This is a genomic window from Pseudomonas sp. S2_H01, assembly GCF_054668305.1.
Genome location: NZ_CP162756.1, coordinates 2,370,509 through 2,390,870 on the forward strand (window position 1 = coordinate 2,370,509; position 20,362 = coordinate 2,390,870).

16 protein-coding genes are annotated in these 20,362 nt (G+C 60.2%); 10 read left to right on the forward strand and 6 right to left on the reverse strand.

Annotated features, from left to right (window positions below):
* Positions 1 to 172 precede the first annotated feature (172 nt).
* Both AB4N84_RS10525 and AB4N84_RS10530 read left to right on the forward strand, forming a co-directional pair.
* Positions 173 to 1,627, forward strand: a complete 1,455-nt coding sequence (locus tag AB4N84_RS10525) for an alanine/glycine:cation symporter family protein (protein ID WP_074754788.1) — start codon at positions 173 to 175, stop codon at positions 1,625 to 1,627.
* A gap of 30 nt (positions 1,628 to 1,657) precedes the next feature.
* On the forward strand, positions 1,658 to 2,662 hold the full coding sequence (locus AB4N84_RS10530) for an asparaginase (RefSeq protein ID WP_460046262.1): 1,005 nt from the start codon (positions 1,658 to 1,660) through the stop codon (positions 2,660 to 2,662).
* 14 nt (positions 2,663 to 2,676) lie between these two features.
* Here AB4N84_RS10530 and AB4N84_RS10535 read toward each other — a convergent pair whose 3' ends face one another.
* Complete coding sequence (locus tag AB4N84_RS10535; RefSeq protein WP_074754791.1) at positions 2,677 to 2,982, reverse strand: helix-turn-helix domain-containing protein; 306 nt, start codon at positions 2,980 to 2,982, stop codon at positions 2,677 to 2,679.
* Positions 2,975 to 3,346, reverse strand: coding sequence for a type II toxin-antitoxin system RelE/ParE family toxin (locus AB4N84_RS10540; protein ID WP_074754793.1), 372 nt, complete (start codon positions 3,344 to 3,346; stop codon positions 2,975 to 2,977). The genes AB4N84_RS10535 and AB4N84_RS10540 overlap by 8 nt, the downstream gene beginning before the upstream one ends.
* Positions 3,347 to 3,544: 198 nt before the next feature.
* Between AB4N84_RS10540 and AB4N84_RS10545 the strand changes: the two genes are divergently transcribed.
* From AB4N84_RS10545 to AB4N84_RS10555, 3 genes are all read left to right on the forward strand, one after another.
* Complete coding sequence (locus tag AB4N84_RS10545) at positions 3,545 to 4,537, forward strand: AraC family transcriptional regulator (RefSeq protein ID WP_460046264.1); 993 nt, start codon at positions 3,545 to 3,547, stop codon at positions 4,535 to 4,537.
* Between the two features lie 300 nt (positions 4,538 to 4,837).
* On the forward strand, positions 4,838 to 5,866 hold the full coding sequence (locus AB4N84_RS10550) for a histone deacetylase family protein (protein WP_460046265.1): 1,029 nt from the start codon (positions 4,838 to 4,840) through the stop codon (positions 5,864 to 5,866).
* A 29-nt stretch (positions 5,867 to 5,895) separates the two neighbouring features.
* Positions 5,896 to 7,008: a polyamine ABC transporter substrate-binding protein gene (locus AB4N84_RS10555; protein ID WP_460046267.1), complete on the forward strand. Its 1,113-nt coding sequence runs from the start codon at positions 5,896 to 5,898 to the stop codon at positions 7,006 to 7,008.
* Between the two features lie 185 nt (positions 7,009 to 7,193).
* Here the strand turns inward: AB4N84_RS10555 and AB4N84_RS10560 are convergent, their stop codons facing one another.
* The gene (locus tag AB4N84_RS10560; RefSeq protein WP_460046269.1) at positions 7,194 to 8,075 is read right to left on the reverse strand and encodes a bestrophin family protein; all 882 of its coding nucleotides are present in this window, start codon (positions 8,073 to 8,075) and stop codon (positions 7,194 to 7,196) included.
* A gap of 213 nt (positions 8,076 to 8,288) precedes the next feature.
* On the opposite strand from AB4N84_RS10560, the gene tkt reads away from it, so the two are divergent.
* On the forward strand, positions 8,289 to 10,373 hold the full coding sequence (gene tkt, locus AB4N84_RS10565) for a transketolase (protein ID WP_460046271.1): 2,085 nt from the start codon (positions 8,289 to 8,291) through the stop codon (positions 10,371 to 10,373).
* Between the two features lie 124 nt (positions 10,374 to 10,497).
* On the opposite strand, the gene AB4N84_RS10570 is transcribed toward tkt, so the two are convergent.
* Positions 10,498 to 11,709 carry a YeeE/YedE family protein gene (locus tag AB4N84_RS10570; RefSeq protein ID WP_460046272.1) on the reverse strand — a complete coding sequence of 404 codons (1,212 nt, stop codon included), beginning with the start codon at positions 11,707 to 11,709 and terminating at the stop codon, positions 10,498 to 10,500.
* 245 nt (positions 11,710 to 11,954) lie between these two features.
* Positions 11,955 to 13,499 (reverse strand): MocR-like pyridoxine biosynthesis transcription factor PdxR, encoded by a 1,545-nt coding sequence (pdxR, locus tag AB4N84_RS10575; protein WP_460046273.1) that lies wholly within the window; start codon positions 13,497 to 13,499, stop codon positions 11,955 to 11,957.
* 89 nt (positions 13,500 to 13,588) lie between these two features.
* Between pdxR and AB4N84_RS10580 the strand changes: the two genes are divergently transcribed.
* From AB4N84_RS10580 to AB4N84_RS10595, 4 genes are read left to right on the forward strand one after another with little or no spacing between them, the layout of a single operon-like run.
* Positions 13,589 to 14,230 (forward strand): FMN-binding negative transcriptional regulator, encoded by a 642-nt coding sequence (locus AB4N84_RS10580; RefSeq protein WP_460046274.1) that lies wholly within the window; start codon positions 13,589 to 13,591, stop codon positions 14,228 to 14,230.
* Positions 14,223 to 14,669, forward strand: a complete 447-nt coding sequence (locus tag AB4N84_RS10585) for an N-acetyltransferase family protein (protein WP_460046275.1) — start codon at positions 14,223 to 14,225, stop codon at positions 14,667 to 14,669. Before AB4N84_RS10580 ends, AB4N84_RS10585 begins: the two co-directional genes overlap by 8 nt.
* A 15-nt stretch (positions 14,670 to 14,684) precedes the next feature.
* Entirely contained in the window at positions 14,685 to 15,356 is a 672-nt protein-coding gene (locus AB4N84_RS10590) for a GNAT family N-acetyltransferase (RefSeq protein ID WP_460046276.1), read from the forward strand.
* A gap of 59 nt (positions 15,357 to 15,415) precedes the next feature.
* Positions 15,416 to 18,394: an autotransporter outer membrane beta-barrel domain-containing protein gene (locus AB4N84_RS10595; RefSeq protein WP_460046277.1), complete on the forward strand. Its 2,979-nt coding sequence runs from the start codon at positions 15,416 to 15,418 to the stop codon at positions 18,392 to 18,394.
* Positions 18,395 to 18,545: 151 nt separating this feature from the next.
* Here AB4N84_RS10595 and oadA read toward each other — a convergent pair whose 3' ends face one another.
* On the reverse strand, positions 18,546 to 20,354 hold the full coding sequence (gene oadA, locus AB4N84_RS10600; protein WP_074754815.1) for a sodium-extruding oxaloacetate decarboxylase subunit alpha: 1,809 nt from the start codon (positions 20,352 to 20,354) through the stop codon (positions 18,546 to 18,548).
* Positions 20,355 to 20,362 lie beyond the last annotated feature (8 nt).

Here is a 20,362-nt window from a genome sequence, read left to right on the forward strand (position 1 = left end):
CGGAAGTAGATGCTTCCAGGCCCTTTTTTTTACCCGGAATTTTTGAATGACGAGTTAGTCACAAGCGCGCTCCTACAGGAACACCCGCAACTCGAAAGCAGGAAACCGAATAAAGACTCCAATAAGGCGTATCGGTATAGTGCGCCCCCCTCTAAAAAAGCGAGGAATACACATGCTTGAAGTCATCAACGACTTCCTCTCGGGAAAACTGCTGATCGTGCTCATCGTCGGGCTCGGTGGATATTTCACGATTCGCTCGCGTTTCGTTCAGTTACGTCACTTTTTTCATATGTTTGCGGTGTTTCGCGACAGCTTGCGCAGCAGCTCGGGCCAACTCAGTTCGTTTCAGGCGTTGATGCTCAGCCTCGCCGGACGCGTGGGTGCGGGCAATATCGCCGGTGTCGGCATCGCCGTGACCCTCGGCGGGCCGGGTGCCGTGTTCTGGATGTGGGTGACGGCCCTGGTCGGCATGGCCAGCAGCTTCTTCGAATGCTCCCTCGGCCAGCTGTACAAACGCTGCGATGCCGAAGGGCAATACCGTGGCGGTCCGTCGTATTACATGCAATACGGTCTGGGCAAGCGCTGGCTGGGCATGGTCATGGCGGTGTTGCTGCTGGTGACCTTCGGTTTCGCGTTCAACGGCCTGCAATCCCACGCCGTGACCCACTCGCTCAACGATGCATTCGGTGTCTCGCCCGGTTATGCCGGTATGGGTCTGGCGGTGCTGTTGGGCCTGGTATTCGTCGGCGGTATCAAGCGCATTGCAGCGGTGGCCGACCTGCTGGTGCCCATCAAGACGCTGGTGTACATCGCAGTGACGATCTACGTCATTGCTGTGCAGTTCGAGCAGGTTCCCCACATGCTGATGACCATCGTCAAAAGCGCGTTCGGAATGGATGAAGTGTTTGGCGGCCTGATCGGCAGCGCCATCGTGATGGGCGTGAAACGCGGTGTGTTCGCCAACGAGGCCGGTCTGGGCAGCGCGCCCAACGTAGCGGCAGTCGCCGAGGTTCAGCACCCGATCGCTCAAGGCGTGGTTCAGGCGTTCAGCGTGTTCCTCGATACCTTCGTGATTTGCACCTGCACAGCACTGCTGATTCTGCTGTCCGGGTTTTATACGCCGGGCTTCGAAGGAGACGGCATCGCCCTGACTCAAAACTCGCTGGCTGCCGTCGTGGGTGATTGGGGCAAGCTGTTCATCAGCGTGGCATTGGCGTTGTTCGTTTTCACCTCGATCCTCTACAACTACTACCTGGGCGAAAACAGCCTGCGCTTCCTGATCGGGGAAAGCCGCAAGGCGCTGATCAGCTACCGCGCGCTGGTGCTTGCGTTGATCCTGTGGGGCGCCGTGGAAGACCTGGGCACCGTGTTCGCCTTCGCCGACATCACCATGACCCTGCTGGCGTTCGTTAACCTGATCGCCCTGGCCATGCTGTTCAAGATTGGTTTGCGCCTGTTGAATGACTACGATGCACAGCGTAAGGCGGGCATCGACACGCCCGTGTTCGACTCCAGTCAGTTTCCTGACCTGGATCTGGACCTCACAGCGTGGCCGAAACCGGGGCATCAACAGCCTGCTGCGACGCCTGCTCCGGCCAGTGGCAAAGCAGTGGTCGACACCCCTTAATCATCAACGAGTCAGTCCAGGGAGACAGGCATGAATCGCGAAAACCACTCACCGGCCACGCACGTCATGGTGCTCTATACCGGCGGAACCATTGGCATGCAGGCCAGCGGGAACGGTCTGGCGCCAGCTTCGGGTTTCGAGGCTCGCATGGCCGAACAGTTGACGGGCCAGCCGGCACTGGTCGTGCCGAAGTGGCAATTTCGCGAGATGTCTCCGCTGATCGACAGCGCCAACATGACGCCCCAGTACTGGCAGCGTCTGCGCGAAGCGGTGGTCGATGCCATCGAGGTGAAGGGTTGTGATGCAGTGCTGATCCTGCACGGCACCGACACCCTCGCCTACAGCGCCGCCGCCATGAGCTTTCAGTTGCTGGGCCTGAATGCCCCGGTGGTCTTCACGGGCTCCATGCTGCCCGCCGGTGTGCCGGACAGCGATGCCTGGGAAAACGTCAACGGCGCGTTGCAGTCGCTGGGTAAAGGTCTGCCAGCGGGCGTGCATCTGTATTTCCACGGCGAGATTTTGCAGCCGAACCGCTGCGCGAAAATCCGCAGCTTCGGCCGCAATCCCTTTGCAGCACTCAATCGGGCGCGCGGCGGCGAAGCGGCTTCCACGCTGCCAACCGCACTGGATTATCGCCAGCCGAAACACTTGGCCAACGTCGCCGTCATGCCACTGTTCCCCGGCATCGGCGCCGCCCAACTGGACGGCCTGATCGACAGCGGCATCCAGGGTCTGATCCTGGAGTGCTTCGGCAGCGGCACCGGCCCCAGCGACAACCCTGCTTTTCTGGAAAGTCTCCAGCGCGCCCGTGACACCGGCATCTGCGTCGTCGCCATCACCCAATGCCATGAAGGCGGCGTCGAACTGGATGTCTACGAAGCGGGCAGCCGCCTGCGCGATGTCGGCGTGCTGTCCGGCGGCGGCATGACCCGCGAAGCCGCCTTCGGCAAACTGCACGCACTGCTCGGCGCGGGGCTTACACGAGACGAAGTGCGGCGGTTGGTTGAGCGGGATGTGTGTGGGGAGTTGCTCTAGCTCCTGCACCACCCTCAGAGGATTGATTGCAAACCTTTGTCTGCGATTACATTCAGAAGCTTCAGAGCCGGGCCTGCAGGCCGACTCTCGCCCTGTTCCCATTTGCGGATTGTCGACGCGGTAGTGTTCAAATGAAGTGCGAAAACCGGCTGGCTAAAATTCAATGCCAGCCTGAGATTTCGGATATCTGCCGCACTGAGCTCCCGGACCGGTGTCGGACAGATTGCTTCGAACTCGCGCATCGTAATCTTGCTTAGCGCCCCAGCCTGATGAAGCTCTGCAAGGTCTGCGCGCAAGGACTCAATGATTTTGCTAGACACAGTGGACCTCCTCTAACGTTCCAACCCGTAAAGCGATCGTCAGAGCATCATCCGACATACTCAGGAAAACTTTACCTGCATAGCGCAATGCCTTCTTTTCGCCTTGGGTGACATTAGCCCGGGCACTCTTTGCAAAGCCGAATAAAAACACATAGCGATCCCCGATTCTTGCCGAGAGTAAAGTGCGATACCCGCTGCTTTTACCTCCACCCTCGCGTGCGATCCGCTTTTTATAAAGGCAGCCACCTAAATCCGCGTCTATCAGCCCAACCTCCATTTCCTTGATGGCATCACATAAGACGCTATCGGCGATCATTTCGGCGGACTGCCATTTAGCGAACTCCCTTCGCTTTAACACCGTCATCCCATCCCCCTTCAATATATACCCGTAGCGGGCATGCTTTGTCTAATTCGTTGCACGGGTGCTGCCGGGAATCAACGTAGACAATCTTCTGCGGCTGCAGTAGTTCACAACCGTCACCAAGTGCTTCCAAGGGCGAGGATGACGTCCGGCACAGCTCTTGCTCCGTCCTCCCGACGAACAAAACATCGGAAGGCCTTCATGCTTCATTCGCACCTCACCACACTCAACGCCGTTTCGCTGGTGCTCGATACCTTCGCGGCTGAGGGCTGGGGGAGCGAGGCGTTGCTGGCCGGGAGCGGGATTACCGAGGCGGACTTGAAGCGGCCGGACATTCGCATCACGACGTTTCAGGAAATGCAGGTCTGCGCCAACGCTGTCGCGCTGCGCAGGGAGATCGGCCTGCCGCTCGGACGGCGCATGCATGTGTCGTCCTACGGGATTCTCGGTTACGCCCTGCTCACCAGTGGCACTTTCGGTGACGCCTTGCGGCTGGCGCTGGAATACCCGGCGCTGCTGGGTACGTTGTTCGAGTTGAAGCTGATCGAGGACGGGGACTGCATCTGGTTCAGCGCCAGCGACTACCGAGATGACGAGGGCCTGCGGGTATTCAACGCCGAGCTGTGCATGGCGTCGCTGAAAGTGATTTGCGATGACCTGCTGGGCAAGCCGCTGCCGCTGCTTGGCGCGCGCTTTGCTCATGACGCGCCGGATTATCAGGCCAGCTACCGGGAAAGTTTTGGCTGTACGCTGCATTTCAACGCTGAAGACAACGCCTTTGCGTTCGACAAACGCTGGCTAGACCAACCGCTGACATTGGCCGACCCCGTGACGCACCGCGACATGCGCGAGCGCTGCCGTCGTCAGAACATCGAGTTCACGGGGCGTCAGGCCTGGCTGGGCCGGATTCGTCATTTGCTCGCCGGGCAGCTCGACCAGACGCCGAGCCTGGGCGTGCTTGCGCAAAAGATGAACTGCTCCGAACGCACCTTGCGCCGTCATCTTCAGGCCACGGGCAGCAGCTACCAACAGTTGCTGGACGAGCTACGCTTCGAGCGCGCCAAGCAATTACTACAAGACGAGCAGTTGCCGATTCATCGCATCGCTGAAGCGTTGGGATTCAGCGAAACCGCGAGCTTTCGTCATGCCTTCATCCGCTGGAGCGGTGTGGCGCCGAGTCAGTTTCGGATGTGAATGCCGTTTCTCCGGCCACCGAATCCCTGTGGGAGTGAGCTTGCTCACGAAATCGTCCGTACACCCGGCACATCTTCAGTGACTGAGCTTCAGTCTTCGCGAGCAAGCTCGCTCCCGCAGAGAACATTGCAAGCCGTAAAGACCAGAACGCCTCGAAAAAGGGCGTTTCGCCTCATTTAGGGGCGATTTACGGACAGAGTTTATGGCCGTAATAATCCCCTTTTGGCCGTTTCCGTCGTTCTCCGAGAGGCCTTGCGCCACAAGAATGTCGGACAACTTTAGCCCCAGGAGAACAAGAAAATGCTGACGATCTATTCAGACGATCACCATCTGCATCATGGCCGCTGCGAGTTGATCGACGGCAAGCTGATGCCCTGCTTCGAGATGCCGTCGCGCGCCGATCACGTGTTGCAGCGCGTCAAGGATCGCGAAATCGGTGCCGTGGAAGGCCCGCAGGATTTCGGCATTGCGCCGATCGAACGCATTCACACCCAAGCGTTTCTGGCGTTCTTCAAAGGCGCGTGGGCACGCTGGGCCGAAACCGACCCTGAAGGCGATCTGCTGCCTTACACCTGGCCTGCGCGGACGCTGCGCTCGGTCATCCCGACCAGCCTGCACGGTCAGTTGGGCTATTACACCTTCGACGCAGGCGCCCCGATTACCGCAGGCACCTGGCAAGCCGCATACAGCGCGGCCCAGGTTGCTCTCACCGCCCAAGCTGCGATTCAGAACGGCGCCCGCAGCGCTTTCGCCTTGTGCCGTCCGCCGGGGCACCACGCTGCCAGCGATGTCATGGGCGGCTATTGCTACCTGAACAACGCGGCCATCGCGGCTCAGGCCTTCCTCGACCAAGGTCACAAGAAGGTCGCGATTCTTGACGTGGACTACCACCACGGCAACGGCACCCAGTCGATTTTCTACACGCGCAGCGACGTGTTGTTCACCTCCATTCATGGTCACCCGGAAGCGGAATTCCCGTTCTTTCTCGGCTATGAAGACGAGCTGGGTGAAGGTGCAGGCGAAGGCTTCAACTTCAATTATCCATTGGCGGCGGGCAGCGACTGGACGCAGTGGAGCGCGGCGCTGGAGCAGGCGTGCGGCGAGATCGAACGCTACGGTGCGGACGTCATCGTGGTGTCGCTGGGCGTGGACACCTACAAGGACGACCCCATCTCGCAATTCAAGCTCGACAGCCCGGATTACCTGCGCATGGGCGAGCAAATCGCGCGCCTGGGCAAGCCCACCCTGTTTGTGATGGAAGGCGGCTATGCCGTCGAAGAAATCGGCATTAACGCCGTAAACGTGCTGGAAGGTTTCGAACGCGTCTGACCCTCTACCTTCGAACAAGAGAGACAACGATGAACAGACTCAAGCGCTTTATCGCATCGACGCTTCTGGCAACATCTGGCGTGGCCATGCTCGGCGGCGCGGCGCACGCCGACGAGCCAAAAACCCTGCGGGTCTACAACTGGTTCGACTACATCACGCCGCAGACTTTGGAAAACTTCAAAAAAGACACCAAGATCCCGCTCATCTACGACATTTTCGACACCAACGAAGCGCTGGAAGCCAAGCTGCTGACAGGCAACTCGGGCTATGACGTCGTGGTGCCATCCAACGTGTTTCTGGCCAAGCAGATCGAGGCTGGGGTGTTTCAGCCCCTGGACAAGTCCAAGCTGACCAACTATTCGCACCTTGATCCCAAGCTGATGAAACTGCTGGAAGCCAACGACCCGGGCAACAAGTTCGCCGTGCCGTACATGTACGGCACCATCCTGATCGGCTTCAACCCGGCTAAGGTCAAGGCTGTGCTGGGCGACAACGCGCCGGTGGACAGCTGGGACCTGATCTTCAAGGAAGAGAACATCAGCAAATTGAAGCAGTGCGGCGTGACGCTGCTCGACTCCCCTTCAGAAATTCTGCCCTTGGCCTTGCAGCATTTGGGGCTGGATCCCAACAGCAAGAATCCAAAGGACTACGACAAGGCAGAAGCCTTGCTGATGAAGATCCGTCCGTACATCACCTACTTCCACTCGTCGAAATACATGGCTGACATCGCCAACGGCGACATCTGCGTGGCCGTGGGTTATTCGGGCAGCTTCTCGCAAGCGGCCAACCGCGCGAAGGAAGCCAAGAACGGCGTCGTGGTGGACATGCGTCTGCCGAAGGAAGGCGCGCCGATCTGGTTCGACATGCTGGCGATTCCGAAAGGCGCCAAGGATGTGGAAGACGCCCACACGTTCATCAACTACCTGTTGCAACCGAAGGTGATCGCGCCGATCAGCGACTTTGTCGGGTACCCGAACCCGAACAAGGACGCGACTGAACTGGTTGATCCGGCGATCCGCAACAACCCCAACCTGTACCCGACCGCCGAAGCAATGAAAACGCTTTACACGCTGACGCCGCTGCCGCGTGATGCAGAACGCGCACGGACCCGGGTGTGGACCAAGATCAAATCCGGCACCTGAACGTCCTGTAGGAGCGCGCTTGCCCGCGAATGCGTCGTGTCAAACACACACCTGACACTGACACAACGCCATCGCGGGCAAGCGCGCTCCTACAGACTGTGTTGATCGTGCCCATTGGGTGACGCCGAGCGTCACAGGCGGCATTACCACGCGGAGCGTGGAACGATCGGATATTCAGCCGACAGTCAGCGCTGCTTTTCCGTGGCATCACGCAGCATCGAGTTCAGGTTCCCGGAGATGTTGTCGCACAGCGCCTTCATCTGAATCTCGTGTTCAGACGCCTTGAACGGGCTTTGCAGGTCGCTGCCGATCTTCTCGATGGCGAGCAGCATGAAGCCCACCACTGTCGAGGCCAGCGGCGTGAACCAGCCCAGCGTTTCCACCAGACCGATCGGCACAATGATGCAGAACAACGTGATGAACAATCGGGGAAAGGTCACGTACGGATAAGGCAGTGGCGTATTGGCGATCCGCTCCATGCCGCCCTGGCAGTTGGAAATCTCAACCAACGTCGCTTCCAGCCGCTCCAGACGAATGCTGTCCAGCCGGCCAGCCTTGTATTCGTTCGCGATGATTGCAGCGGACTCGTTAAGAATGTCGTTCGGAAAGTTATTGGTGCGCTTACGACGCTCGTATTCCTCGCGAGGAATCATGGCCGTCACGTCTTCCCCGCAATCGCTTCCCTTCAAGTGCGCCGACAGGCATTCAACGTAGGCAACATGCCGACGCAGCAGCACAGCCTTGACCGGATTCAGCTCGCCTTCGTCGTCGATCAACGTCAGCACCTGGCGCGCGAAGCTGCGGGAATTGTTGACCAAAGCCCCCCATAACGTTCGCGCCTCCCACCAACGGTTATAAGCGCTCGAGTTCCGAAAGCTGGTCAGCACCACCAATGCCGAACCGAGCAAGGTCAGCGGCATCGATGGCAAGGTGATCTTGCGCTCCAGGTAGAGCATGAAATCGACTGTGACAATCACATCCCAGATCAACAGCCAGAACAGCGACCAACCGATGTAGGTGAAGGTCCTGATCATGGCCCGGTATTTCTTGATGATCGTTTCCTGCAAAGGCCACCCCCGTCTGTTATCTCATGGGTCAAGCGACACACGCTGACCTCAAGGGCATTCGAATGCAGATGGCTTGCTTGGTTCGCAACTGAAACATTTCAGCGATAAATCGTTCGACCCGGTCGGGTGACAGAGATTTCATGGAACGAACCCGCCGCGCGCGTGCTCAACACCTATCTGGATGCTTCAGCCACTTGTCACGAGGAGAATGTAATGGGCTCGTCTTCAACCTCTCATTCCATCGAAGAACACAGCGAACGCGACCAACTGACCATCAACACCATTCGCACCCTGGCGATGGATGCCGTGCAAAAGGCCAACTCGGGTCACCCCGGCACACCCATGGCGCTGGCGCCCGTCGGCTACACCCTGTGGAAAGATTTCCTGCGCTATCACCCGGAACATCCTGACTGGCCAAACCGCGACCGCTTCGTGCTGTCGGTCGGTCATGCGTCGATGCTGCTTTATTCGCTGCTGCACCTGGCGGGCGTGGTCGAGATCGACGAGCACGGCAAGCGCTCCGGCAAACCGGCCGTGAGCCTGGAAGACATCAAACAATTCCGTCAGATGGACTCCAAGACTCCAGGCCATCCGGAATACCGCATGACCACAGGCGTTGAGACCACGACCGGTCCGCTGGGCCAAGGCTGCGCGAACAGCGTGGGCATGGCGATGGCCGAGCGCTGGCTGGGCGAGCGCTTCAACACACCGGGCGCCACGCTGTTCGATTACAACGTTTACGTGCTGTGCGGCGACGGCGACATGATGGAAGGCGTGACCGCCGAAGCGGCCTCACTGGCCGGTCACCTCAAGCTGTCGAACCTGTGCTGGATCTATGACAACAACACCATCAGCATCGAAGGCCACACGGAACTGGCGTACAGCGACGATCCGCAGAAGCGTTTCGAAGGCTACGGCTGGAAAACCCTGCATGTGAAGGACGCCAACGATGCTGCGGCGCTCGCGAAGGCGATCACAACCTTCCAGCAGACCGACGACGCACCGACCCTCATCGTGGTCGACAGCGTGATCGGCTACGGCTCGCCGAATAAACACAACACCGCGTCGGCGCACGGCGAACCGCTGGGCGAAGATGAAATCAAGCTGACCAAGAAAGCCTACGGTTGGGATGAAAACAGCAGCTTTCTGGTGCCCGACGAAGCGCGCCATTACTTGCGCGATGCGTTGCTGAGCCGCAACGGCGGCGATTACGACGCCTGGCAAGAGACCTTCGCCCGTTTTGAGAAAGATCAGCCGCAACTGGCCGACGAACTCAAACGCATGCGCGCGGGTGAAATGCCAGAAGGCTGGCGCAACACCGCGGTCAGCTTCGACGCCGACCCCAAAGGGCTCGCCACGCGTGCCTCGGGCGGTAAAGTCCTCAACGGTTTTGCCCAGCAAATCCCGTGGCTGATTGGCGGATCGGCGGACCTGTCCCCTTCCACAAAAACCAATCTGACGTTTGAGGGCGCCGGCAGCTTCGAGGCAGGCAGTTACAGCGGCCGCAACTTGCATTTCGGCATCCGTGAACACGCCATGGGCTCGATTGCCAACGGGCTGGCGCTGTCTTACATACGGCCATACACGTCGACCTTCCTGGTGTTCAGCGATTACATGAAACCGCCGATTCGTCTGGCGTCGATCATGGAACTGCCGGTGGTGTTCGTCTTCACCCACGACTCCATTGGTGTCGGCGAAGACGGCCCGACCCACCAGCCTATCGAGCACCTCACGCAATTGCGTGCCACGCCCGGTTTGCTGACGTTGCGACCGGGGGATGCCAACGAAACCGCCGAAGCCTGGAAAGTCGCTTTGGCGCAAACCCATCGCCCCAGCTGCCTGGTGCTTTCTCGTCAGCCGATGCCGACCCTGGACCGCTCGAAATACGCCAGCGCTGAAAACGTCGCCAAAGGCGCCTATGTGCTGGCCGATGCGGTGAAAGGCAAAGTGGACGTGATCCTGATCGCCACGGGCAGCGAAATCGGTATGACTGTCGAGGCGTTCGAAAAACTGAAGGCTGAAGGCATAGCCGCGCGCGTGGTGTCGATGCCGAGCTGGGAGCTGTTCGAGGATCAGGACAAGGCTTACCGCGACAGCGTATTTCCGCCGAATGTCACGGCACGCGTGGTCGTGGAACAGGCCGGCCCCGTGGGTTGGGACCGTTACGTGGGTCAGACGGGGGCGAAGATCGTGATGAACACCTTCGGCGCCTCCGCCCCGATCGAGAAGCTGCAGGCGAAGTTTGGGTTTACGGCCGAGAACATTGCCAAGGTAGCGAAGGAGCAGATCGGCCAGTAATCAGGCCCTGTAGGAGCGCGCTTGCCCGCGAAGACTGCGGTACATCCGATGGATACCTGTCGGCTGCACCGGCCTCTTCGTGAGCAAGCTCACTCCCACCTTTCAAGCGTGTGACGACGTTGAGTCAGCAGCCGCTCAGAACCACCGGACGACGCTCACCTTCAAAGAAGAACGGACGAATCCGCACACCGACGGCGTTACCCGCGAACGCTGCAATCAGCCACAGCCAGCCATGCAGGCTGCCCGAGGCGATACCGCTGAAGTACGCGCCAATGTTGCAGCCGTAGGCCAGACGCGAACCGTAGCCCAGCAACAAGCCACCGATCACCGCCGCTACCAGCGAACGGGTCGGGATCTTCAGGCTTGGCGAGAAACGTCCTGCAAGCCCCGCTGCCACTGCCGCACCCAGCATGATGCCGATGTCCATGACTGTCGTGATGTCTTCCCACACCGGCGCGGCCAGCGCCTTGGCGTTGGCAGGCATCTGCCAGAACACCCAGCTGCCGACGTCTACGCCCAGACTGCTGGCGACCTTCGCGCCCCACAGGGCGAACGCCGAGGTGATGCCCCAAGGACGGCCAGCCAGCGCCAGCGTTGCATAGTTGAGCAATGCCAGCGCAACGGCGCCCCATACCAAGGGCCATGGACCGCGCAGAAAACGACGCAAGCCCACGTGCTCGCTGGTAACTGCGGCTTCCAGCTCGCCATGGCGGCGCTTTTCCAGTGTGATGGTGACCAGCGCGATCACGGCGAACAGCGCCAGGCTCATGATCAGGGCCGGGATCACCCCGAAGGTTTTGACGATGGAAGTTGCCGGGAACGAGGGCAGCGAGAACCACCAGTCGGCGTGATGGGTCGCCACCACCGAACCGACGATGAAGAACAGCAGCGTTACCAGCATCCGCGCATTGCCACCGCCCACGGTGAACAGCGTGCCCGACGCACATCCGCCCCCCATCTGCATGCCGATGCCAAAAATGAACGCGCCAAAGACCACGGAAACGCCGGCTGGCGCTACCAGTCCGGTGACCGGTGTGCCGAACAACGTGCCTGCGCCCAAGGCCGGGAAGAACAGGACGACGGCAATGGCCAGCATCACCATCTGCGCGCGCAGACCCGCGCCGCGACGCTCATTGATGAACACCCGCCAGGCAGACGTGAAACCGAACGCGGCGTGATACAGCGTCAGGCCCAGCGCCGCACCGACGATCAACAGCAGCACTTGCTTGCCGCCGACCGCGGACTGAAGAAACAAAGCACCGATCACCAATAAAACGAAGGCAATCAGCGGCGTGCCGAACTTGCGTTCCGGCGTCGCAGAAAGAGGAAGGCTCATGGACGTATCTCAGGAAATGGTTGCAATGGGCGCGAGTATAACCCCGCTGCCGGCCGTTCTAGGCTCAATGGTTTAACCCTTTTCTGTAGGAGCGTGGCTTGTCCCGCGATCGGCGACGAAGTCGTCGTAGATTGGGCGAGCGCGATGCATCAGGCAAAAGGCATTGGCAGGTTTTACGACGACTTCGTCGCCGATCGTCCGGATGCGGCCCAGAGACAAGCCACGCTCCTACAAATGTACGCATCTCACCGCCACACACTGCGCAGCCGCTCCAGCGCCGAGGCAATGTCCGCTTCCGGCACCGCCGCGAAACCCAGCACCAGCCCCGCGCGTTTATCCACAGGCGTATCGGAATCGGGTAACCAGTAATCGCTCAGCGGGGCCACCTCAACGCCGACGCTTTCTGCCTTCGCCACCAGGTCCTGCTCACGGGCCTGGCTTTCGACCGTCACCGTCACATGCAAGCCCGCCGACGGCTTGGGCATCGGACTGCAACCGGGCAGGTCTTGAGGCCAGCCCGCCAGCAAGGCATCGCGTCGATTCAACGCCGCACGACGCATGCGCCGGATGTGCCGTTGAAAGTGACCCGACGCTATGAATTCGGCCATGACGGCCTGAGTGCCGATCTCCGAATGCCGCATGTCCACGGCACGGCGCTGGCTGAAGGGCTTGACCAGATTGCGGGGCAGCACCAGGTACCCCAGACGCAACGCCGGAAAAGCGACCTTGCCGAAGGTGCCGACATAGAGCACCCGCCCGTGCCGATCCAGCGCCGCCAGTGGTGCCAAAGGCGCACCGCTGTAACGGTATTCGCCATCGTAGTCGTCCTCGACGATCCAGCCTTGTGTCCGTTCAGCCCACGCCAGCAAATCCAGGCGGCGCGCCAGACTCATCGTGACGCCCAACGGGTACTGATGAGACGGCGTCACATACGCCACCTTGCAGCGGCTATCGTTCGAATCAGGGCATCGCATGCCTTCAGCGTCCACCGGCATTCCAAACAATGTTGCGCCTGCAACCGCAAAGGCGTGGCCCGCCGCACGATACCCCGGATTTTCAATCGCGACGCCGTCTCCGTCGTTCAACAGCAACTGTGCACAAAGAGCAATCGCCTGCTGGGCGCCACTGGTGATCACAATTTGTTCAGGCGCACACTGCAAGTCACGAGATGTTCTTAAATACACCGCGATCAATTCCCGCAGCCGCCACTCACCGGCCGGATCACCGTACCCCAACTGATGCAGCCCCGGTTTTCGCCAGAAAGCCGCGTGGAGCTTGCCCCACACGTCGAACGGGAACAGATCGAACGCCGGAATGCCCACGCGAAAAGCGCGTGGCAAACCGGTTTTGTGAGCGCTCAAATGGTGCCGTTCCAGCAGATCCATGGAAGCACTGTGGATAACTTTACTGGATAAATCACCAGCATGATTTAATGATTTTGTGGATAACCCTGTTGATAAGCCTGGTGATAACCCTGTGGACATTTTTGTGGATAGTTTTTTTGCAGGCGTTGGTTTGTCCGGCAATTGTGCGACATAGGTGCCGTCGCCAATGCGGCCGTCGGTGAAGCCTTCGGCGTAAAGCTGGTCGTAGGCACGCATCACGCTGTTGCGGGAAATGGACAACGAAGCTGCCAGATCGCGGCTGGCGGGCAGGCGCGTCCCGCTGCTCAAACGCCCGTCGAGAATGCGCTCGCGCAGCGCCTGATACAGCTGACGGCTCAAGCCTTGGCGGCGGTCCAGTTGGATTCCGGCGAAATCGAACGTCAATGAGGGCGTGGCGACGGGCATCGAATTGGTCCTATGAAATTGACCATTAATGGTTCTTACAACAGACCAATAGGCTGCCTAGGATTAGGCCAATCGCCAAGGAAAATCTCATGTATACGCCCAGCTATTTCAACGATGCGGATCTCGCCAGCCTGCACAGCCAGATCGAAGGCACGCGCCTGGCAACCTTGGTCACCTTCGACGAAAACGGCCTGCAAGCCAGCCACGTCCCGCTGCTGCTCGATTCCGCTCAGGGCGCCCACGGCGTGCTGACCGGTCACCTGGCCAAAGCTAACCCGCAGTGGAAAACACTCGCGCTGGGCACTGAAGTGCTGGTGATCTTTCAAGGTCCCGATGCTTACATCAGCCCTTCGTTCTACGCTGCCAAGGCCGAACACGGCAAAGTCGTACCGACCTGGAATTACCTGGCGGTCCACGCTTACGGCCGCGCCGAGGTCTTCACCGATCCAGAGCGGCTGCTACGCGTGGTCAGCGGTCTGACTGACAAACACGAGGCAGCTCGCGCCGAGCCCTGGGCCGTGAGCGACGCTCCGGATGACTACATCCAGAAAATGCTCAACGGTATCGTTGGTTTTGCCATTCCCATCGAGCGGTTGGAAGGCAAGCGCAAGCTCAACCAGAACCGTAGCGCCGAAGACATCGCCGGCGTCAGCAAAGGCCTGGCAACCAGCCAGGATCAAAACGATCAGGAAATCGCTCGCTTGATGAGCCAAGGAGAGACCCGTGTCTGACGTAGAAATCCGTCCCGTCACCGCCGCCGACCATGACGCCTGGTTGCCACTGTGGAAGGCCTACCTGACGTTCTATAAAACCGAATTGCCGGACGCGGTGACCGAAAGCACCTGGCGGCGTTTTCTCGACAGCAACGAACCCACTCACGCGGCGCTCGCCTGGGAGGACGGCAAGGCCGTCGGTATGGTGCATTTCATCTTTCACCGCTCGAACTGGAGCATCAACTATTCCTGCTACCTGCAGGACTTGCTGGTCGTCCCCGAGCAACGGGGCACAGGCGTCGGTCGCAAGCTGATCGAGTATGTGTACGTCGCGGCGAAGAACGGCGGGGCCGACAAGGTCCATTGGCTGACCCACGAAACCAACGCCACCGCCATTCAGTTGTACGAACGCATTGCCGAACGCCCTGGCTACATTCAATTTCGCAAACCGCTGTAGGACTGGAATCCGATCATGTCGAACCTTGAACACTGGCAATCGGCGAAGCTGCCGGACTCACGCACGCTGCAAGGACGCTTCATTCGCCTGGAAAAACTCGACGCAGCGCGTCATGCGGACGGTTTGTGGCAAGCGCTGGAAGGCCCGGGTGCCGATCCGAAACTCTGGGATTACCTGGCCATAGGCCCGTTCACTGAACGGGGTGCCTTTGAGGACTACCTCACTGGCCTTCAAGCGTCGACCGACCCTTGGTTCTATACCGTGGTCGATCAGAAAACCGGCGTGCTGGACGGGTTTCTCAGCCTGATGTCCATCGTCCCGAGCCAGGGTCGCGTCGAGATCGGCCACGTGACCTTCGGCGCTTCGATGCAGCGCACGCCCAAGAGCACCGAGGCAGTCTATCTGCTCGCCAAGGAATCATTTGCCCTGGGCAACCGTCGCCTCGAATGGAAGTGCAACGCCGACAACGCCCGCTCGATGCGCGCTGCGGAACGCTTTGGCTTCAGTTTCGAAGGCACCTTCCGCCAGCACATGGTGGTGAAAGGCAAAAACCGCAACACGGCCTGGTTCTCGATCCTGGACAGCGAATGGCCGTCGCTGGAAACAGCGTTCAACGCGTGGCTGGCTGTGGATAACTTCAACGACGGACAGCAGATCAATACGCTCGAGCATTTGCGCACGTTATAAACCTGTCATATCCAACCGCTATACAGGACGGCCCCTTAATACAAAAAAGGCCGTCCTGCATGCCTCGCGTCAAGTCTCGCCTCGCCCTGCACATTGCTGTAGTCGTTTCCGGAGGCTTTGCTGCCGACGCCATCGCCGTTCCGGCACCGCAGAACATCGTGATCAGCACACCCGGCCAGGCTGGCGTGGAACTGAGCGGCACCGACAAACTGACAGTGACCACCACCGGTGGCATCACGGCGAGCGGCAAGGCGGTCAGCTTCAAAGGCACAACCAGTGGAGCCGGCGTTGTCGTCGATAATAGCGGAACCATTACGTCCACCGGCGGGCGGGCGTTCGACAGCAGCGGTGATGAAACCGCAGCGCGCAACTATTCCATCACCAACCGCGCCGGCGCCACGATCAGTGGCTTTGACGACGCGTTGCGGATCAACAGCAACGTTCCAAGCGGCACCATCCTGATTGATAACAGCGGCACCATTCGCTCGTCCACCGGCCAAGGCATTGACCTGGACGCGGTGCGCGGCGCGGGCGTGACCACGACCATCATCAACCGTGCAGGGGGACTGATCCGGGGCGAACTGAGCGACGGGATGAAAACCGGCGGCAATGCCACTGTCACCAACTATGGCGAGATCTCGTCTGGCGACTCGACCAACGCCGATCAGAAATTCGACGGCGTGGACATCGACTCGGCGACGGGTGTCACGGTCAATAACTACGGCATGATCTCGGGAGGGCGCCATGGGATCACCACCGATCTGGGCGCAACGCTGAACAATTTCGGGACGGTAATGGGTCGCAACGGCTCGGGCTTCGGCTCCGACGGCGTGGGCACAGTGATCAACTACGGCACCATCACCGGCAGCGACAATGGCCTGCAACCCAACGGTGACGGTGACGGCGTAGACATCGATCTGGTCGCCCACATCGAGAACTACGGCACCATCAAAGGCCTTGGCGCCAGCGGGGTCGACAAGAACGGCTTCGCCAACGGCAGCGAAGGTATCGCCGCGGGCGGCGGTTACCTCTACAACGCTGAAAAAGGACTGATCAGCAGTGTGGACAGCGCCATTCTGGTCGACGATGGAAGCGGCGGTTCTGGTGTCGCGGCCACGACGCTGATCAACCACGGCACGATCGAGGGCCTGGGCGGCTTCGGTGTGAAGCTGGTCGGCGACTTTGCCGACAGCGTGTTCAACGACGGCTTGATCAGCGGCAGCAATGGCCTGGCGCTGGACATGGGAGGCGGCAACGACACCCTGACGTTGGGTCACAACAGCCGCTTTGTCGGCCTGGTCGATGGCGGCACCGGCAACGACACCGTGATCATGGACGACGCACTCGGCGGCAGCTTCGGCGCCAGTCAGAACTTCGAAACCCTGCAGGTTCGCCAAGGCACCTGGACGCTGACCGGCCTTGGTGACTTCAGCCAAGGCGGCCGCGTGTCCAGCGGCGCCGAGCTGATCAACCAAGGCGGCATCGCAGGCAGCACGACGGTCGATCAAGGTGGCGTTTATGCAGGTGGTGGCATCGTCGGCGGTTTGAACGTCAACGGCACACTGGTCGCCAGCAAGTCCCTTGGCGCGGCGCAGGTCAACGGCAACCTGAACATGAGTCGCAGCTCCACTCTGGCCTTCGGCGCAGACGCGGATGGCAGCAGCGCCACGATCAAGGTCAGCGGCAACGCCAACCTCAACGGCGCTTCACTGGTGGTGAACGCCAGCCCTGGCACTTACCCGTGGCAGAGCCAGTACACCGTGCTGCAAGCGGGCAGCATCAGCGGCACCTTTGGCAGCGTCAGCAGCGACTATGCGTTCCTCACCCCGACGCTGAGCTATCAACCCACCCTCGTCGGCCTGACGTACACCCGTAACGACGTGGCGTTCACCGATTACGCCAGTACCGGTAACGGCAATCAGGCCGCCACCAGCCTGACATCGCTCGGCAAAAACAATGCGCTCTACAACGCACTCCTCAACACCAGCACGTCTTCTGCCGGTTCCGCCATTGAGCAACTGGCCGGCAGCAGCAACGCCAACCTCACCAGCGCGACACTGAGCGGCACCTCGCAGGTCGGTGCAACCATGATGTCGGCCATGCAGGGCATGAGCAATGGCTCAAGCCTGCTGGTTGGTATGGACGACAAGGACACCCCTGCCCTTGCCGCCACCGGCGTGCCCAATGCCGCGCGCAATCTGAACGACCCGAACGCACGCGGTCGTGTCTGGCTTCAGGGTATCGGCAGCTACGGCAAGCTCGACGGCGAACATGGCAGTGCAGGCCTGGAGCAGCGCACCAAAGGCAGCGTGCTGGGTGTGGACTGGTCGCTGACGCCTCTGTGGCGGATGGGCGTACTGGGCGGTTATTCACGCACCGACCTGGACAGCGCCGGCGTCGACGGCAAGGTCAACAGCTGGCATGTCGGCGCCTATGCGCAGCGTCAGGACGGCCCGCTTGCCCTGCGTCTGGGCGCGGCTTACAGCAATCACGACGGTGAGAGCAAACGCACCGTTCAATTCGACGGGTTCAGTGACCGACCAAAAGGCAACTACGACGCCGACAGCCAGCAGGCCTTTGCCGAGCTCGGGTATGCCATGGGCAGCGGGCGCCTCAATGTCGAACCGTTCGCCAATCTGGGTTATCAGCGCTACCACCGCGACCGCTATACCGAGAAAGGGGGTGCGGCCGCATTGAGCGTCGATGACCAGAGCCAGGACAATGTCAGCAGCACCTTCGGCGTACGTCTGGCACAGCTCAGTCAATTGGAGAACGGCATGAGCCTGACCCCACGTGGGAGCCTGGGGTGGCGCCATACCTACGGCGACGTCAACAGCGAAACCCGTCAGGCCTTCGTGCTCGGCGGCAGCGCTTTCAGCGTCGAAGGCACCGCGCTGGATCGTGACAGCCTGATGGTCGAGGCCGGACTCGACCTGGGCCTCTCTGCTCATCACACCCTGAGCGTCGGCTACAACGGCGAACTGGGCAGCAACAGCCGCAACCATGCGCTGATGGGGCAATGGCAGATGAGCTTTTGATCAAGCAATCGCCACACCCTCCGAGCAGAAGCTGAATGCCTCAGCCTTTCGCAGGCAAAAAAAAGAGGAGCCACGAGAGCTCCCCCAGAGGTAACCGTCAGCCTTTCCCGCGTCTTTGCGCGGAAGGCTGTTTATCGTTGCCGCGTCGGGATCAGCCTTCGATCTCGACCAGAATCTCGCCAGGGTTCACGCGATCGCCCTTGGCCACATGGATCGCGACGACCTTGCCGGAAACAGCGGCCTGGACCTCGGTTTCCATCTTCATCGCTTCCGTGATCAGCACGGCCTGACCGGCCTTGACCATGTCGCCTTCCTTGACCAGCACATCGACGATGTTGCCCGGCATGGTAGTGCTGACGTGGCCCGGCTTGCTGGCTTGGGCTCGTTTGCCGATGCCACCGCCGACGAACTCGTTAAGTGGTTCGAACACCACCTCTTCGGGCATGCCGTCGATGGACAGGTAGAAGTGGCGCTTGCCCTCGGCTTTGACGCCCACACCCGTGATGTCCACGCGGTAGCTTTCACCGTGCACATCAATGACGAACTCGGTCGGAACGCCCTCACCGCTCGCCTTGGCCACGGTGCCTGGCTCTGGGATGGGCAACAGCGGTTCTGGGGTCAGCGTGCCCGCTGCGCGTTCTTCGAGGAACTTGCGCCCAATGTCCGGGAACATCGCGTAAGTCAGCACGTCTTCTTCGGATTTGGCCAGTGCGCCGATTTCGCCGCGCAGCTTGGTCATTTCAGGCTTCAACAGATCGGCAGGACGCACATCGATCAGCTCTTCGTTACCGATCGCCTGACGGCGCAGCTTCTCGTCGACCTGACCCGGCGCCTTGCCGTAACCGCCCGTGAGGTAAAGCTTCACTTCATTGGTGATGGTCTTGTAGCGCTCGCCAGCCAACACGTTGAAGAACGCTTGAGTACCGACGATCTGCGAGGTCGGGGTCACCAGTGGCGGGTAGCCGAGGTCCTTGCGAACACGGGGGATTTCAGCCAGCACTTCGCCCATGCGGTTCAGGGCGCCCTGCTCTTTGAGCTGGTTGGCGAGGTTGGAAATCATGCCGCCGGGCACCTGATTGACCTGCACACGCGTGTCGACTGCGGTGAATTCGCTCTCGAACTGGTGATATTTCTTACGCACCGCGTAGAAATACAGACCAATTTCCTGCAGCAGTTCCAGATCAAGCCCCGTATCGAATTCGCTGCCTTTCAGCGCGGCGACCATCGACTCCGTACCCGGATGGCTGGTGCCCCAGGCGAAGCTCGAGATTGCGGTGTCGATATGATCAGCACCGTTTTCGATGGCTTTGAGTTGGCACATTGCAGCCAGGCCGGCCGTGTCGTGGGAGTGAATGAACACCGGCAGCGACTGTTCGGCCTTGAGGGCTTTGACCAGCTCGCCAGCCGCATAAGGGGTCAGCAGGCCCGCCATATCTTTGATCGCGACGGAGTCGCAACCCATGGCTTCCATCTGTTTGGCCTGAGCGACAAAGGCTTCGACGGTATGAACCGGGCTTACGGTGTAAGCGATGGTGCCCTGAGCATGTTTGCCTGCGGCTTTCACGGCCTCGATGGCAACGCGCAGGTTACGCACATCGTTCATGGCGTCGAAGATGCGGAACACGTCGATGCCGTTGACGGCCGCCTTGGCCACGAACGCCTTGACCACATCGTCGCTGTAATGGCGATAGCCCAACAGGTTCTGACCGCGCAACAGCATTTGCAGACGAGTGTTAGGCAATGCCGCTCGCAACTGGCGCAGACGCTCCCACGGATCTTCCTTCAAGAAACGCACGCAGGCGTCGAACGTTGCGCCGCCCCAGACTTCCAGTGACCAGTAGCCGACCTTGTCGAGCTTTTCGCAGATCGGCAGCATGTCCTCGGTGCGCATGCGGGTCGCCAGCAGCGATTGATGGGCGTCGCGCAGGATGGTGTCGGTGACGAAGATTTTCTTGGACATTTACGTGT